Consider the following 15,564-nt stretch of genomic DNA (forward strand, 5'->3'; position numbering starts at 1 on the left):
CCGCAGCAAGGCGATCACCCACAAAGCAGCGTTACCACTACCGACTCAATACCAATACCCCGGCCGTGCGGCCAGGGGGGAGCAAATACACGCTATCGGCATCGGTGCTGGGCACAGAAACTACTGACAAAGCCAAGGATTCACGCTTGGCATCGTCCAGGCTGTGCCCGACCCGAGTGCCAGCGCCCCCAATCGATTCAGTGCTGAAGGCCGATGTAGTGCAGGTAGTGGGCCTTGGGCATTGCACGACCGTGCAGGTATCCCTGGGTAGTGTGACAGCCCAAACTGCGCACCATGTCCAGATCCATGTAGGTTTCGACGCCTTCGACGACGACAGTGGCAACCATCTGCCGGGCCATGGCAATGGTGCTGGCAAGCAGACAGCGGGCATGGGCATGATCGCGTGCTTCCACCAACATGCTGCGGTTGATCTTCAGCTCGTTGAACGGCACCTGCAACAATCTGTCCAACGAGGAGTCGCCGCTGCCAAAATCATCAATGGCACAGTTGAAACCACGCAGGCGTAGCTGGGTAACCGCCCCGGCCAATGCCGGGTTGCACAACTCCCCGCCGTCCTCGGTGATCTCGATCACCACCCGGCTCGGATCAACACCTGCATGGTAGGCATGGTCGGCAACAGATTGCGCCCAATGCACACCGGTCGCCACGCGCGCAGGAACGTTGACGGCCATCAACAACGATGAACCCGAATCTTCACCGGCGATGCAGTCGAACGCACAGGACAACATGTAGCTGGTGAGCGACTCAAGCAGCCCCTCGCGCTCGATTGCGGGGAGAAACTCGGCCGGCGCCAACACCGAGCCATCGACCCGGTGCCACCGTGCCAATACTTCAGCACCGCGCAGAACGCCGGTGATGGCGCAATGCTGCGGCTGGTAATAGGCCTGGATCTGCTGCTCCAGCAGCGCGCCCCGCAGCTCGTCGCGGGAGAACTCCTGCGTACCGGGCTTGGCTGGTGCCAAAGCGTCTTGACTTGTAATCGTCTGCTCGACCGATACTGCAATGATGTTCCTGATCTGCTCCGCCTTCAGCGGCTTGCGCAGCGCAGCAACCACGGTAAGCCCTCGGTGGGCGGCATAGGCCGATGCCGCGTTCAAAATCCGGCTCGGCTGGCTGCTCACGATGGCCAGACGGGCGGTCCGGCAACGCTCGGCCAGCAGGTCGATCACCTGCAGGCCGGTAAGGTCGACGATATCCAGATCGAGCACGACCAGATCCCAGCTTCGGTCGCGCAGTGCAGCCACGGCACGGGCCCCATCCAGGGCCGATACAACTTCAGACACACCTGATTGACGCAATACCTTGACCATCGGAAGATGCTGCAATTCATTGCCATCAACCACCAGCGCATTCTGGATCATCCGGGCTTCCGGTCGTCGTGATACAAACTGGGCAAGAGCGTTCATGGGTGATGTCTCCACGCCAGGAGCGGCGGTATCAGGGAAGGGGCTGTTTTCGACGAGGTCATTGTTCCAGCGCAGCCGTCCGGCCTACATCGGCCCAGTCCGAATATTCACCTCTCAACCTTCAGACCACGCCTTGGAACTGGGCTTTTCGCTACATCAACGGGCAGCAACCAAACGCGAGTGAGATCTCAAATGGCCTCTGAGACAGGCGCCGCAAAAGAACATACGAGCCCTGATACGCCCTCCCGAGCAAATGCCTTGAAACTGCTGAGCCGGCACCAGCGCGGCCTTCTCTATGTCGGCGGCATCGTCACGACATTGATCCTGGGCGCGGTGACCGCAGTGGTAATCCACTCACAGATCAGGGACTACATCGCGGAAAGGCACGCCGACCAGACCAGTCGCCTGGTCGCGCTGCAATCGGTTTTTGCGATACGCGAAGGGGCAATGCGGATCACTACCGCACAGGAAGAGTACGCCTGGGAGTCTCGGCAGGAACCCGACGACGCGCTTGTCAGCAGATTCGCCGACAACCGCGGCCGCATGACGATCCAGCGCTCTGCCAATTCACCGCGAGTACTTGTTCTTGGCGACGCGGATCAAGGGCAACCAATGGAGAGTTTCGCCCCTTATCTGAAGTTGGCCGATGAAGTCAGCCATCAGGCCGGCACCTTCGCCCGGGCGCTGACGGCATCCATCTACTTTTTCAACCCGCACAGAACCTTCCTCGGGGTAGGCCCTCTGCCCGACGGCAACCTGCTGGCCACGCACGAGAACGAGCCTACCGCGACTCTCATCCAGCGACTGACACCACATCAGCCGCGCCCCCCCGCAACAGGCGGTCAGCAGCCAACATCTGCCGGGCCGGTGTGGCTTCCCATTGCAAATGACCCACTTACTGGCAGGCCTTCGCTGTTTCTGCAGCAACAGGCCTTTTCTGAAACGCAGCCGTTTGCGTTGTTTGTGGCGTCCTACCCTGTGGAGTTGGTGGCCGCATCGCTCGCCTCAACGCAGACCGATGAGTTCTGGCTGATTGCCAGCCCTCAGGGCGATCTTTTTCTTGGCGCGCAGCAACCAAATGCCCGCGAGATATCGCAACTCCCGATCCATCGCTGGGCCGCTGGGGCACCCGCGGACAAACGTGGCAGATTCGAGAGGAAGGATGGGCGTTTTGTCGCAACCGACCCAGTCTCCTCCGCCAACGCTGGCTGGCATCTGATTCACACCTTTTCATGGAGGACCATCATCGCCGCGCTCTGGCCCACCCTGCTGGCCTACATCGCTGCGATGCTGCTCGCAATAAGTTTTGTCTGGGCAGTGCTGTTGTTGATTGAACACAAGGTTTTCCGGCCTGGCTATTTACGCTCGGAACGTATCATCGAGAGCGAGAACCTGAACCGGACAATGGTCGAAACCGCCCCCTTCGGGCAAGCACTTCTATCGCTTTCAACAGGCGAAGTGTTGCTGAAGAATTCGGTCATGGTCTCCTATGCATCGGCGATAAGCGATGCAGCACAGCCTTTGCACCTGCGTTTTCTTGATGCATTCAATACGCATGACACCGAGGCGATAGCTTCGCCGGGCATCGAGCTGGACATCCAGACCCGCGACGGCAACCAATGCGCATTGCTGGCGAGCATCGTCCCCACCAAGTACCAGGGAATGGATGTTCTATTGTGCAACTTCACTGATATCACCCTGCGCAAAAAGGTTGAGCAGGAGCTGGAGAACGCCCGGGCCGCATCGGAGGCCGCGAACGAAGCCAAATCGACCTTCCTGGCCATCATGAGCCACGAGATCCGCACACCGCTGAACGCAATCCTGGGCAACCTTGAGCTGCTGGAGCGCACTACGTTGACTACAGAACAAAGCAGTCGACTACACGCGGTCACCTCATCCTCCTCTGCCTTGCTGAACATCATCAATGACATTCTGGACTTCTCCAAGGTCGAGTCCGGACAGATGACGATTGAGTCGATACCTTTCGACCTGAATGAAGTCGCGCAACAATGTATCGACATGTTCTCACCCATGGCCCATGCCAAAGGACTGGGAATCGAACTCATTGTTGATGATGGCCTGCACCCTCGCTACATGGGTGACCCAACACGCATTCGGCAGGTCATCTTCAACCTCATCAGCAACGCGATCAAATTCACTGAATCCGGCGATGTTCTGGTCGAGGTCTATCTGCAGAATGACTCAGCCAGCGACTCTGCCATCGTGCTCGGGGTGAGCGACACCGGCATCGGCATGAGTGTGGCGCAGCAAGCGGCTCTGTTCACTACCTTCTCGCAGGCAGACTCCACGATCGCTCGACGCTACGGCGGGACTGGACTCGGGCTTGCGCTTTGCAGGCGCCTGGCGGAGCTGATGCAAGGCAGCATCGAAGTGAAGAGCACCCCTGGCAATGGCAGCACCTTCATTGTCACCCTGCCACTGCCAGCAGCAGGCCCTGTCAGGCTGAATGAAAACTCGCGCCCAGACACTACGGGGGCACCGCAACACACCGCGCTGCATGTGCTGGTGGTCGATGACCACCCTGCCAACCGGAAACTGCTGCAGCTGCAGCTCGAGACGCTGGGCTGCAGCGCCAGTACGTTCGAAGACTGCGCTGCGGCGATCGCCACCTTCGATAGTCAGAACTACGACTTGATACTGACCGATCTGAACATGCCTGGCATGAATGGCTTCGCCTTCTCAAGCACCCTGCGCAAGCGCGGGGTTGCCACTCCCATCATCGCGGTTACAGCCCACGCCTCGGACCGCGACAGGTCGCGTAGCAAAGAGGCGGGCATCAACAGCATCCTGATCAAGCCAGTACTGCTGGAAGCACTGCGCACAACATTGGCTGCAATCGGCAAACGCGCCCCTCCCGAGCAAGGCGCGCAGATGCCGTGTGACATCGCCACCGGCGCATTACCCCCTGAAGTGCATCTCCCACTGATCACATCACTGGAAGATTCCATACTCGCGATCCAACAAGCTCTTCAACACGCGACAGCACACAGCATCAGCCAACAAAGCGACGTCATCGGGAGGCACCTGCACTCTCTTCGCGGCGCATTCGCCTTCATACACGAAGCCGAAATTGCGCAGAAGGCTGCCGCACTGGAGCGACTTCTGGAGCAACAAGCTCTGCGCGGTCTGGAAGACGCACTCGCTGAGTTTCACACCGCTGCTCGGACAGCCCTTGAGCGCAGGCGCCAATAGACTCTCGTCAGCACACGTGATGAGCGGGTATAAGGCCGGAGAGAGCTCAGGCCAGCCTCATTGCGCTCATCCGCGGGCAAAAATACGTTGAATGAGCCTATCCGCGATCGATGTTCCGCCGCTGCAGTGCGGTGCAACCGATTTCCCGCAGGCAACCGGGGACCCACAAGCACTGTTGCCGCATCGCGCCAGAACTCCCAGAACTAAATACCGTCGCACAGACCCCACATCGCCGACTGATAGATGCGCGCGCACCTCGCATCGACAGCAGAACAGCTGCAGCGTCATTGCAGACCAGCTATTTGCAGGCTTGATGAACCCTGTTGTCCCACAAGCTCGACATCGCAAAATCCCGTTTCAGGCCCGCTTTGGCATAGGCACGATCCCGGCCTTGTCGTGCTTTCTCGCAGGCGCTCATCTTTGGCGCCACGTCACCGCGCCTACGTTCGAGCCTGACACCGCGGCTCGACTGCAGCCTGCCCCGCTGCAGCTGAGCACGCAGTTCAGCCCGGCGCCTGAGCGTCTGTTCATCTGCCGGGTCAGACACAACACTCCAGCGCTTCAGCTCAGTGCCCGCGCACGGCAGCGATTGATAGGAGTACCCCTCTGCACCAACGCACTTGTAAACCACTGGGTCTTCGCTGCCACTCAAGAGGCAGCCCAGCACTACATATGAGAGAAGTTGCACAACGACACCCCTGGCAGGCCTTATTCCCAGCCTCAGGTTGGCACTACCTCGTCGCCAAGGCTGCAGGGCGCCAACGCTGGCGAGCGTCAGCATTGTCCGCTGGGAGCGCTGGGAGCAGATCGCAACCTCTTTCAGCCCAATCTCATTGGATGAAGAAATTTCTTCACAAATCGCTTGCGGGAAATGTGAAGCCCCGCTATTATTTCTTTCTCGGCAACGACGTAACAACGCAACACCGGGGCCATAGCTCAGCTGGGAGAGCGCCTGCATGGCATGCAGGAGGTCAGCGGTTCGATCCCGCTTGGCTCCACCAAATCCAAACATTAGGCCGTTTGGATTGTCGACAATTTGATGAGTATAACGCGTCCCCATCGTCTAGAGGCCTAGGACATCACCCTTTCACGGTGGCGACCGGGGTTCGAATCCCCGTGGGGACGCCATTCATCAGGTACAAACGGACCCAGCCGTATCGGGTCTTTTTTTATCGAAGCAATCTTCCCAAGAGATTGCACGGAAGAAGAAAAAGCTTCCAATTCGATAAAAGACCGCTATAATGGCGGGCTAGTAACAACGTGGGGCCATAGCTCAGCTGGGAGAGCGCCTGCATGGCATGCAGGAGGTCAGCGGTTCGATCCCGCTTGGCTCCACCAATTCAGGCCTTAGGCCGCCTGAATCTACAATTTGAGATTTGAAGAATACGCGTCCCCATCGTCTAGAGGCCTAGGACATCACCCTTTCACGGTGGCGACCGGGGTTCGAATCCCCGTGGGGACGCCATTTCTAAAAAGCTCCGAGCAATCGGGGCTTTTTTCTTGCCTGGCGTTTACGGTACTGCTGCCCTACCCGCCAAGGCTGAGAAAGCAGTCGGTAGGCAGTCGAACCTTCATCGACAGCCGGTCCCCTGGGACAACATACTTCTGTGCTGAGCGGTGCCGATAACCGGCAAGGGCCATCCAATGAACATGAAAGCACTTGCCATTCTGCTGGCTGGCGCACTTCTCTCTTTCGCCGGGACTACGCTGCACGCCAACCATCTCTTTGCCGAGCGCTCGCAATCACCCAACCCCGCCAAAGGCGAGGTGATTGAGTTCAAGGTAAAAGGATCGGATCGCACCGTTTACGTCACCAGCGGCGATCGCATGCAGCACTGGTCGATCCTCGGCGCCGGGATTTTACTGTTCTTGCTGGGCGCCAAGGGTGGTGCACTACAGCGAAGCCGGGGACAGCGTCAGCACTGACTGCATCAACGCGGCCAGCCACGCGGTTTTTGTAAGATCCGCACAATCCGCGAAGCAACAGATCCACCCGAGTGACAGTGAGACACCCGGATAGCCGCACGACTGCAGGGGTTCGCGGCTTACGCCGCTCCCACATCAACGACTAGGATCAAGCATTACTGACAAAACCCCCGCCAAGCTCGGCTCGGCTCGGCTCGGCTCGGCACTACAGTGCCGTACGCCAAGAAAATGGAAATGCCCGACAAACTCCAGACAAAGAAAAAGGCACCCATGGGTGCCTGTTTTCTCTGGTGCCGAAGGGGGGACTCGAACCCCCACGCTTTTAAGGGCGGCGGATTTTGAATCCGCTGCGTCTACCGATTCCGCCACTTCGGCTGGCAGGAGCGGAATTATAGCGGAGCTTTCGGCGCTTGGGCAGACCCTGACTGAAAATATTTGTGTAATGCCTGTTTCGGCGACTGGCTATACTTCGATCGATCCGGATACAGGGGAAAGCGATGGGCTCGCTCGAAGGTACGAGAGTGCTGGTCGTCGAGAACGACGAGTTGAACGCCATGCTGCTGCAGATGCAGCTTGAGATGGAAGGCATGCAGGTAGGCGGCGTCGCCGCCTCGGTCAGCACTGCTCTGCAGATGATCGAGGAGCTGCAGCCTCAGCTCGTGTTCCTGGACTATTGGCTGGCATGCAACGAGAACAGCAGCCCGGTTGCTGAATGCCTGAGGCAGCGCGGTATTCCGTTCCTGGTAGCCACCGGTATGGATATCGATCAGCTGCCTGCGGTGTTCGATGCCGGCGTGAAGCTGTCCAAGCCCTATACCGGCAGCGATCTCAGCCAGGCACTGCAACGAGCGCTTGCTCCGGCTTGAGCTGGCCTTCTGTATTCATGCGTTGTGGGAGCGGCGCAAGCCGCGAAGCAGAAACGTCATCGGGCAATGTGGCGCCCGGTGCCTCAGCATTGTCAGCTTCGCGGCTTACGCCGCTCCTACAAGATTGATGCGGTCCTGCGGCAGCTGACTCAGCTGCCGCGCTTTGCCCGTGCAAATGCATCGGCCAGGGCGTTGTTGGCGGGCGCTGCAGACACTGCCGGTCGGCCGCCACCATTGCCCGCATTGTTGCGCTGGCCTCGTTGACCGTTGTCGCGCCCAGCGCCAGCAGCACGTCCCTGCCCTGCACCACGCTCGTCACGCTCGGGCTTTTTGGCCGGCGCGGGCGCATCTTCCAGGCGCCGGGTCAGTGCGATGCGCTTGCGCGCCACATCCACTTCCAGGACTTTGACCTTGACGATGTCGCCGGCCTTGACCACGTCGCGCGGGTCTTTGACGAAGGTGTCGGACAGCGCCGAGATATGGATCAGGCCATCCTGGTGCACACCGATATCGACGAACGCACCGAACGCGGCAACATTGCTGACCACGCCTTCCAGAATCATGCCTTCGCGCAGATCCTTGATGTCCTCGATGCCCTCGGCGAAACGGGCCGCCTTGAACTCGGGACGCGGATCGCGGCCTGGCTTCTCCATTTCCTTGAGGATGTCGCGCACGGTCGGCACGCCGAACTTCTCGTCGGTGAACTGCTCGGCCTTCAAGCTGCGCAGGTAACTGCCGTCACCCAGCAGCGCCTTGATCGGTCGCGCGGCGGCCGCAACGATGCGCTGCACCACCGGGTATGCTTCCGGGTGAACGGCGGAGGCATCCAGCGGCTCGTCACCGTCAGCAATCCGCAGAAAGCCCGCGCATTGTTCAAAGGTCTTGTCGCCCAAGCGCGCGACCTTGAGCAGGTCTTTGCGGCGCTTGAACGGCCCGTTCTCATCACGATGGCGAACGATGTTTTCAGCCACCGTCGATGACAAACCCGACACGCGTGTCAGCAGCGCTGCCGAGGCGGTATTGACGAACACACCGACGGCATTCACGCAGTCTTCAACTCGCGCGTCCAGCGCCTTCGCCAGGCGGAACTGATCCACGTCGTGCTGGTACTGGCCCACGCCAATGGCCTTGGGCTCGATCTTGACCAGCTCAGCCAATGGGTCCTGCAGGCGACGCGCGATGGAAACGGCGCCGCGCAGCGATACATCCAATCCAAGGAACTCCTTGGCGGCAAACTCGGAGGCCGAGTACACCGACGCACCGGCCTCGCTGACCACCACTTTCTGCAGCTTGGGATTGGCGCAGGCAGCGATTGCCTCGCCTGCGAGCTTGTCGGTTTCTCGGCTTGCAGTGCCGTTGCCGATCGCGATCAACTCGACGTTGTGCTTGATGCACAGTTGCTTGATCGTCTGCAGCGACTGCTCCCACTGCCGGCGCGGCTCATGTGGATACACCGTATCGGTAGCCAGCAGCTTACCGGTGGCATCGACCACGGCGATCTTGCAACCGGTGCGGATACCCGGATCCAGACCGAGCACGGCCTTCGGGCCGGCCGGCGCTGCCAGCATCAGATCCTTCAGATTGTCGCCAAACACCGCAATCGCCTCGGCCTCGGCTTTTTCGCGGGCTTGATTGAACAGGTCCAGCAGCAGATGCATATGCAGCTTGGCGCGCCAGGTCAGGCGGCAGGCATCCAGCAGCCAGCGGTCAGCCGGCCGCTCCTTGTTGGCGATGCCGGCGTTAAACGCGACACGGCCTTCCGCATACTGATGCCCGGCTTCGGCATCATTGCCGGGGTCCAGCTCAAGGAACAGGAATTCTTCGCGACGCGCGCGGAACAAGGCCAGCAAGCGATGCGAAGGAATCTTCGCCAATGCTTCGGCATGCTCGAAGTAGTCGCGGTACTTGGCGCCTTCGGCTTCTTTACCTTCAGCAACGCGGGCCCGAATGATGCCGTTGCCAGCCAGCCAGTTGCGCAGTTCGCCAACCAGTGCAGCGTCTTCGCCCCAACGCTCCATCAAGATCGCGCGTGCGCCTTCCAGCGCGGCCTTGGTATCGGCGATGCCCTTCTCGGCATCGACAAAGCCTGCAGCGAAAGTCTGCGGATCCAGCATTGGATCGCCGAGCAGGCCATCGGCCAGTGGCTCCAGCCCCGCCTCGCGGGCAATCTGCGCACGGGTGCGACGCTTCTGCTTATAGGGCAGGTACAGATCTTCAAGTCGCGACTTGGTATCGGCGCCCATGATCTGCTCGCGCAGCGCATCGCTGAGCTTGCCCTGCTCGTCGATGCTGGACAGCACCGCACGGCGGCGATCTTCAAGCTCGCGCAGATAGGTCAGGCGGTTTTCGAGATTGCGCAGCTGGGTATCATCCAAGCCACCGGTCACTTCCTTGCGGTAGCGGGCGATGAACGGAACACTGGCACCTTCATCCAACAGCGCGATGGCTGCCTTGGCTTGAGTGGCTTGTGCGCCGATCTCGTCGGCGATTGTCTGCGCGATCTGCTGCGCGAGCTTGATGTCTTGCATTGCCGGTGCGGTAACCACGGTGACGGAAGCTGCCATTCTGGCAATGCGCGGGCCCGGGGGAAAGCCGTTGACAGCACGCGCCGGACCTGCCGCCCGGCGCGCGCGCCTGAATACTCAGGCTAGATGCTGATACAGCCGTTGGCTGGCGATGTCGTCACGCAGGTCTTCCAGCACCATGACCCGCATCGCGCCCCTGCCGGTCACGCTCATCATCCGTTCGACGTAAATTTCCGGGCCATGCTCGGTATCTGCGCGGGTTTTGCTGAAGCCGTACGGCAACACACCCTTATCGCCATCCTTGCTGCCACCGATATAAAGAACAACTGCCATGGTGGTTCGTGCTCCTGTTGGATCTGTAACAGGTGCAACGATACGCGGGGTCACGTTACAGAGATGTACATAAAAGGTTGTCGTTTGATGTCAGCACTCGCCGCATAAACATCGATGACTGCACTCTCAGTTGCGACCAGGCCACCAACCCCGGCCATGCATGGCGTAGTAATCCGCCGCACGTTCAAACGGATTACGCACGCTCACACCGCCGCACAACAGGTAGACCGGCAGGAACAGCGGGCCCAGCACCAGGTATTGAAAGACATGCGCGCGCTCATGATCGCCCAAGCGAACGCGCGGGTGCTCGCAGCGGCCAGCGCGATGCTCGTAGGTTTGGCACAAACCATTCAGATCTTCGCCGGTGTGCAGGATCACCATGCCAAACGTGATCGCGCCGCCCGGCCCCCAAGGCCAGCGCCGGAATACCAGTGCGCACTCCTTGCGGCTCCAATACGGGCGTGCGCCAGCAAGGCTGCCCAGCGAACCAGCGATCAGACCGATCAAGCTATTGGGCGAGGTCCAGACCCCGCCCAGGATTCGCAACCACATCGGGGCCATCTCGAGCCGCATGAGACTCAGACCTGCGCTGTCGATCTGGCCGCCAGCGCTGACATCAGCGAGCCGGTGTACGCAGGCGGTGCAGCTGCTGCAGGAACCACGCAGAGGCATCCTGCTCCGGCGCACCGCTGCAGGAAACCTTGTAAGCCTTGCCGCTCATGCTGCTGCGGCTGGCGGCGCGTTCGATGAACTGTTCGCTGCTGTCGACCATGTCCCGCTTGAGCAGATAGTCGTACTTGCGCTGCAGATGACCACGCGCGGCAACTGCGTCGTACCAAGTGCCATTGCGCTGGAAGCGGCAGCCGGAGGTTTCCAGCGCCTGCATCAAACCGGTGATCTCGCGTTGGGTTGCCGCGCTGGGAGCAGCACTTGCCGGCAAGGCCACCACAGCCAAGCTTGCAGCGAGCAAAAAATTGCAGATCAGCTTCATACGCGTTTACTCAACCAATCGTTGATGGCACCAGGCACTTCACGTTGGGCGCGCCCGGATACATAGATGCCGATGTGCCCACCGCGGAAACCCAGCTCGGTGTAATCGGTGCTGCCAACCTGCGCCTGCATCGCCTTGGATGCAGCCGGCGGCACCAGATGGTCCTGCTCGGCATAGATGTTCAGGATCGGCATCTGCACCTTGGCCAGATCCACCGCCTCGTCGCCGATGCGAATACTGCCATTCATCAGACCATTTGCCTGATAGAACTGCTTGACGAACTGGCGGAAAGTCTCGCCCGCCAGATCCGGCGAATCAAAGATCCACTTCTCCATGCGCAGGAAGTCTTCCAAGGCCTGCTTGTCGTCGAGGATGTCCATCAAGCCCACGTACTTCTGCACGTTCAAGCGAAACGGCTTGAGCATGAGGTAGCTGGCATTCATCAGATCGGCCGGGATGTTACCCAGCGTATCGACGAACAGGTCCACATCCACGTGCCGCGCCCAATGCGAGAGCATGTTGTCCGCAGTATGGAAATCGACCGGCGTCACCATGCTGATCAGGTTCTGCACCTTGTGCGGGCGCAGCGCGCTGTAACACAGCGCGAATACGCCGCCCTGACAGATGCCGAGCAGGTTGACCGGCGCGCCATCTCGCTGTGCCCGCAGGTGATCCACCGCGCCATCGATGTAGCGCAGTAGATAGTCTTCCAGGGTCAGGAAGCGCTCCGAGCGATCCGGGTAGCCCCAGTCCAGCACATACACGTCCTGACCCAGCGCCAGCAGCTTCTGCACCAGCGAGCGGCCGTCCTGCAGGTCGACCATATATGGCCGGTTGACCAGCGCATAGACAATCAACAACGGCGGCTTGCTGGTATCGGCTTGATCGTTGACGAAGCGATACAACTTGACCTTGCCATCGCTCCACACTTCCTGGCGTTCGGTGACCCCGTAGTCCACGTCTTCAACGCCGGGCAGCAGCTTCAAACCATCTACCAGCTTGCGCTGCCATTGCAGTGTTTCCTGCAGCAGGTCATCGTTGCCAAAACCAAGCGGCCCCTTCATTTGGCGCTCCTGCGACGGGCAGGCGCGGGCTTCGACTTGGTGGCAACAACTGCTTTCTTGGCAACGGGCTTCTTTGCAGCAGGTTTCTTCACCGCGGTCTTCTGTGCGACCTTCTTCAAAGCTTTCTTGCTGACTTTCTTCGCCTGCTGTGTCGCCGTTTGCTGTGGTAGAGGCTTCACTGGCTTGCCGGCTGCCTTGCCTGCCGAGGGCTTTGCCGGCTTGGTCGCAGGTGCGGCTTGCGCAGGCGCACTGTTCTGCTGCGTCGCCGCGATCAGACGCCGCACCTGTCGCTCCAACTCGGCGATGCGCCGATGCGCCGCATCCATCTCCGTGCGGGTAGGCACGCCCATCGCATCGCAGGCACGCTCCAGTTCACTCTGCGACGCCGCGCGTAGACGCATCTGGGCGTTGGCCAACTCGCCATAGATGCGCTGGAAATCTTCGGATAGCGCCACCTTGGCATACGCTTCTTCGGCAGCATCAATCCACAGGTCGAACATCGCCCGCGCACTGGTCAACTGACTGCCGGGCACTTCGTGCTCAGCCAGCTTGGCCTCGAAGCGCTTGAAGGCATCGTCCAGAACACTGCGGATCGTATCCACATAGGCTTCGGCGCGCGCCTGGTAGTCCTGCTGGATCTTGAGCAGAGCCTGCCAACGCGCCTGATGCTCACGCGCCGGACCGAATGCCGGCGCATTCAACCAATCGCCGCCGCCAAAGCCACTTTGTGCTGCCTTGGCGAACTCGCGCAGCCAGGGTTGATCGTTCAGTGCATTGCCACCGCGTGCAGCGCCCAGCATCCACTGCAGCAGATCGTCACCCTGCCCCGCCTGCACCGCTTCGCGCCACGCCCCGGCCACTTCCGCCGCCGAGGTATCACGGCCGGCAAAGCGCGCGGCTACCTGCTGCATCATGCCCAGCCAGTCGCCGGCCTGATGCTGGAAGCGCGCGCCCAGCGCCTGCACTTCCGGCGGCGTATCGGTACTGACCAGGCGGGTCCATTGGGCGATGCTTTCACGCCAGGGGAAATCACCGCCTGCCGCTGCGCCAGGGCCTTGCATGGCCTGTGACCATGCCTCCCAGGCGCCGCGCATGCTGGCCTCGAAATCCGCGTTGTCGTTGTTGCCTGCCGCCGCCATTGCCTTACTCCCGGGATGCCCGGTGATGATAGCAATGCGATCGACCCATCGGCGTCAGGGCTTGGGAATCCGGAGCGTCTTGCTGATCATCAGTGAGCCGGACAGCGCAAACAGCAGCACCAGCGGATGCAGCTGCCACGGCCCCAGCTGCCAGCTGCCGCCCCACAGCGCCGGGCCGATCGCACTGAAATGGGCCGCCAAGGCCAACACAATGACCAAGGCCAAGCTGGTCGGAATCGGCGTGCCTTCAAAATACGGCACCTTGTCCGACTCGCCGGCGATTTCCACGGCGGTGACGTTGTAACGGGCCAGCCGGCTGACGCCGCAGCAGACGAAATAGCTCAGGATCAACCAGTCCCAACCGCCCTGCATGCCGCAGGCATAAGCCAGGGCAGCCGGCGCTACGCCGAAGGAAATGACATCGGCCAGCGAATCCAGCTCGCGCCCCAACGTGGACGAGGACTGGCGCCAGCGCGCAACCCGGCCATCCAGCGCATCGAAGATAAACGCCAGCGGGATCAAGGCCATGCCGAACATCAGGAAGCCGCGCTCACCGTCCTGCAGGAAGCGCATCGCCGCGAACACCGCGCCGGTGCCGCAGAACGCGTTGCCGAGGGTGAACCAGTCCGCGAGCTGGAACTCACGGAGCATCGAGAAATGGCGTTTCATGGGAACTCACGGTACATGGACCGCAACAGGGTACCGCGAGCACCTGAACAGTGGACAGTACCCGCGCCTGGCCAGCGTGCCCGATGTGCGACACGCCAGCGCTGGACCCGGACACGTTCGTGTCCGGATCACTCCAACGGCCTCGAAGCCAGTGCTGCTCGCCGGAGCGGGCTACATGACACCACTGCAGCAAGCCATTACAGGCGCGTGTAACTCCATGACTGCATGCGCCCGTCGCGGTACGGCATTACCCCATGGAACGGGCGCGGGTCCGCGTCGAACACCAGTGGCAGGAAGTGGCGATCGCCCTCCCACAGCGGCAGCGATTCCAGCTGGTCCACTGCAACCCATTCCAGCGTGCCCTCCCGATTAACCTCCATCGGCGTGCCGGTGTAGTCGTCGATGACGAAGATGAAGGCGAACCAGTCCTCACCGTTCTTGCCGAAGCCCGGCCAACTGATGCTGCCGCGCAGGCGCGTCGTGCCGCATTCGATGCCAGCTTCTTCGCGGATCTCGCGATGCATGCAGGCGAGGATGTCCTCATCGGCCTCCATCTTCCCGCCCAGCCCGTTGTACTTGCCCAGGTGCATGTCACCGGGCCGGGTGTTGCGGTGAATCATCAAGGCCTTGCTGCCATCGGCAGACAGCACATAGCCAAGCGTGGCCATAATCGGGGTGTACGGCATAGCGACAACCGGAACCAAGGGGCGTGCAGTATGACCGATGAGCAGCTCGCGCCTCAGCCGGGCAGTACATCCATGCGCCGGATTGGCACTACCGTTTCGTCAACCCGACGCAGCGTGGCCACACCGTGACCGCGCTCGGCCAGGTATTCCAGCCATTTCCCAAGGAAGGTGTTCATGCGCATGCGGTGGCTGATCAGCGCTTCCGGCGGCGGATACATGCCCATCACGTCCTGCCAGCGTCGGCCCACGTAGCAATGCGTGGTTTCAGCCTGACGCGCATCGCGGTACAGCCGAACGAATGCCGATGGATCAGGCTCGCCGGTGACCGGATCGCACAGGTCGTAGGTCATGCGCAGTTCCACCGTATAGCGGTGGCATTCGATCACATCCAGGCGTAGATCAAGCCCGTCGCCGATGCTGGAGAGGTGGCTGCCCACCTGCAACCGGTCTGGTGCAAACAGACGCATCAAATGATCGTGGTTTTCCGCGTACAAGCCCATCAACCAGCCGAGACGGCTGAGTCTGGGGATGCGATCGATGCGGGAGAGTGCGCCTGCCATGGAACTGATCCTACACGCCGAGGCGTGCAGGTGGCATCACCGGTAGTGCCGAGCCATGCTCGGCAGCGGCGTTACACCGGCAGCCCCGAAGTATTGTGGGAGCGGCGTCAGCCGCGAAGCTGGCTTCAATGAAGCCACAGCAATACTCGCGGCTCTGGTAAACCA

At 60.8% G+C, this 15,564-nt stretch carries 13 protein-coding genes and 5 tRNA genes; 7 read left to right on the forward strand and 11 right to left on the reverse strand.

Annotated elements, in window-relative coordinates; translation table 11 throughout:
• Positions 1-197 precede the first annotated feature (197 nt).
• Entirely contained in the window at positions 198-1,427 is a 1,230-nt protein-coding gene (locus tag ACVOLL_RS05700) for an EAL domain-containing response regulator (protein WP_481512014.1), read from the reverse strand.
• A 258-nt stretch (positions 1,428-1,685) separates the two neighbouring features.
• On the opposite strand from ACVOLL_RS05700, the gene ACVOLL_RS05705 reads away from it, so the two are divergent.
• From ACVOLL_RS05705 to ACVOLL_RS05730, 6 genes are all read left to right on the forward strand, one after another.
• Positions 1,686-4,640, forward strand: coding sequence for a hybrid sensor histidine kinase/response regulator (locus ACVOLL_RS05705; protein WP_481512015.1), 2,955 nt, complete (start codon positions 1,686-1,688; stop codon positions 4,638-4,640).
• A 925-nt stretch (positions 4,641-5,565) separates the two neighbouring features.
• Positions 5,566-5,641, forward strand: a tRNA-Ala gene (locus ACVOLL_RS05710).
• A gap of 51 nt (positions 5,642-5,692) precedes the next feature.
• Positions 5,693-5,768: transfer RNA gene (locus ACVOLL_RS05715), tRNA-Glu, on the forward strand.
• 134 nt (positions 5,769-5,902) lie between these two features.
• Positions 5,903-5,978, forward strand: a tRNA-Ala gene (locus tag ACVOLL_RS05720).
• Between the two features lie 51 nt (positions 5,979-6,029).
• A tRNA-Glu gene (locus ACVOLL_RS05725) sits at positions 6,030-6,105 on the forward strand.
• Between the two features lie 185 nt (positions 6,106-6,290).
• The gene (locus ACVOLL_RS05730; protein WP_481512016.1) at positions 6,291-6,566 is read left to right on the forward strand and encodes a hypothetical protein; all 276 of its coding nucleotides are present in this window, start codon (positions 6,291-6,293) and stop codon (positions 6,564-6,566) included.
• Positions 6,567-6,854: 288 nt separating this feature from the next.
• Here the strand turns inward: ACVOLL_RS05730 and ACVOLL_RS05735 are convergent.
• Positions 6,855-6,941: transfer RNA gene (locus ACVOLL_RS05735), tRNA-Leu, on the reverse strand.
• Positions 6,942-7,063: 122 nt separating this feature from the next.
• Between ACVOLL_RS05735 and ACVOLL_RS05740 the strand changes: the two genes are divergently transcribed.
• Positions 7,064-7,432: a response regulator gene (locus ACVOLL_RS05740; RefSeq protein WP_481512017.1), complete on the forward strand. Its 369-nt coding sequence runs from the start codon at positions 7,064-7,066 to the stop codon at positions 7,430-7,432.
• Positions 7,433-7,581: 149 nt separating this feature from the next.
• Here the strand turns inward: ACVOLL_RS05740 and ACVOLL_RS05745 are convergent, their stop codons facing one another.
• The 9 genes from ACVOLL_RS05745 to ACVOLL_RS05785 form a co-directional block, all read right to left on the reverse strand.
• Complete coding sequence (locus ACVOLL_RS05745) at positions 7,582-9,960, reverse strand: Tex family protein (RefSeq protein WP_481512029.1); 2,379 nt, start codon at positions 9,958-9,960, stop codon at positions 7,582-7,584.
• A 114-nt stretch (positions 9,961-10,074) separates the two neighbouring features.
• Positions 10,075-10,290, reverse strand: a complete 216-nt coding sequence (locus ACVOLL_RS05750) for a hypothetical protein (protein ID WP_481512018.1) — start codon at positions 10,288-10,290, stop codon at positions 10,075-10,077.
• A gap of 126 nt (positions 10,291-10,416) precedes the next feature.
• Positions 10,417-10,851, reverse strand: coding sequence for a hypothetical protein (locus ACVOLL_RS05755; protein ID WP_481512030.1), 435 nt, complete (start codon positions 10,849-10,851; stop codon positions 10,417-10,419).
• Between the two features lie 55 nt (positions 10,852-10,906).
• Positions 10,907-11,281 (reverse strand): YfeK family protein, encoded by a 375-nt coding sequence (locus ACVOLL_RS05760; protein WP_481512019.1) that lies wholly within the window; start codon positions 11,279-11,281, stop codon positions 10,907-10,909.
• Entirely contained in the window at positions 11,278-12,345 is a 1,068-nt protein-coding gene (locus ACVOLL_RS05765; protein ID WP_481512020.1) for a class III poly(R)-hydroxyalkanoic acid synthase subunit PhaC, read from the reverse strand. Before ACVOLL_RS05765 ends, ACVOLL_RS05760 begins: the two co-directional genes overlap by 4 nt.
• Complete coding sequence (gene phaE / locus ACVOLL_RS05770) at positions 12,342-13,484, reverse strand: class III poly(R)-hydroxyalkanoic acid synthase subunit PhaE (protein WP_481512021.1); 1,143 nt, start codon at positions 13,482-13,484, stop codon at positions 12,342-12,344. The genes ACVOLL_RS05765 and phaE overlap by 4 nt, the downstream gene beginning before the upstream one ends.
• Positions 13,485-13,538: 54 nt before the next feature.
• Positions 13,539-14,153 carry a CDP-alcohol phosphatidyltransferase family protein gene (locus ACVOLL_RS05775; protein ID WP_481512022.1) on the reverse strand — a complete coding sequence of 205 codons (615 nt, stop codon included), beginning with the start codon at positions 14,151-14,153 and terminating at the stop codon, positions 13,539-13,541.
• Between the two features lie 197 nt (positions 14,154-14,350).
• Positions 14,351-14,839 (reverse strand): NUDIX hydrolase, encoded by a 489-nt coding sequence (locus ACVOLL_RS05780; protein WP_282266280.1) that lies wholly within the window; start codon positions 14,837-14,839, stop codon positions 14,351-14,353.
• A 53-nt stretch (positions 14,840-14,892) separates the two neighbouring features.
• On the reverse strand, positions 14,893-15,399 hold the full coding sequence (locus ACVOLL_RS05785; RefSeq protein WP_481512023.1) for a DUF1249 domain-containing protein: 507 nt from the start codon (positions 15,397-15,399) through the stop codon (positions 14,893-14,895).
• Positions 15,400-15,564: the final 165 nt, after the last annotated feature.

The organism is Stenotrophomonas sp. STEN035, assembly GCF_056759935.1.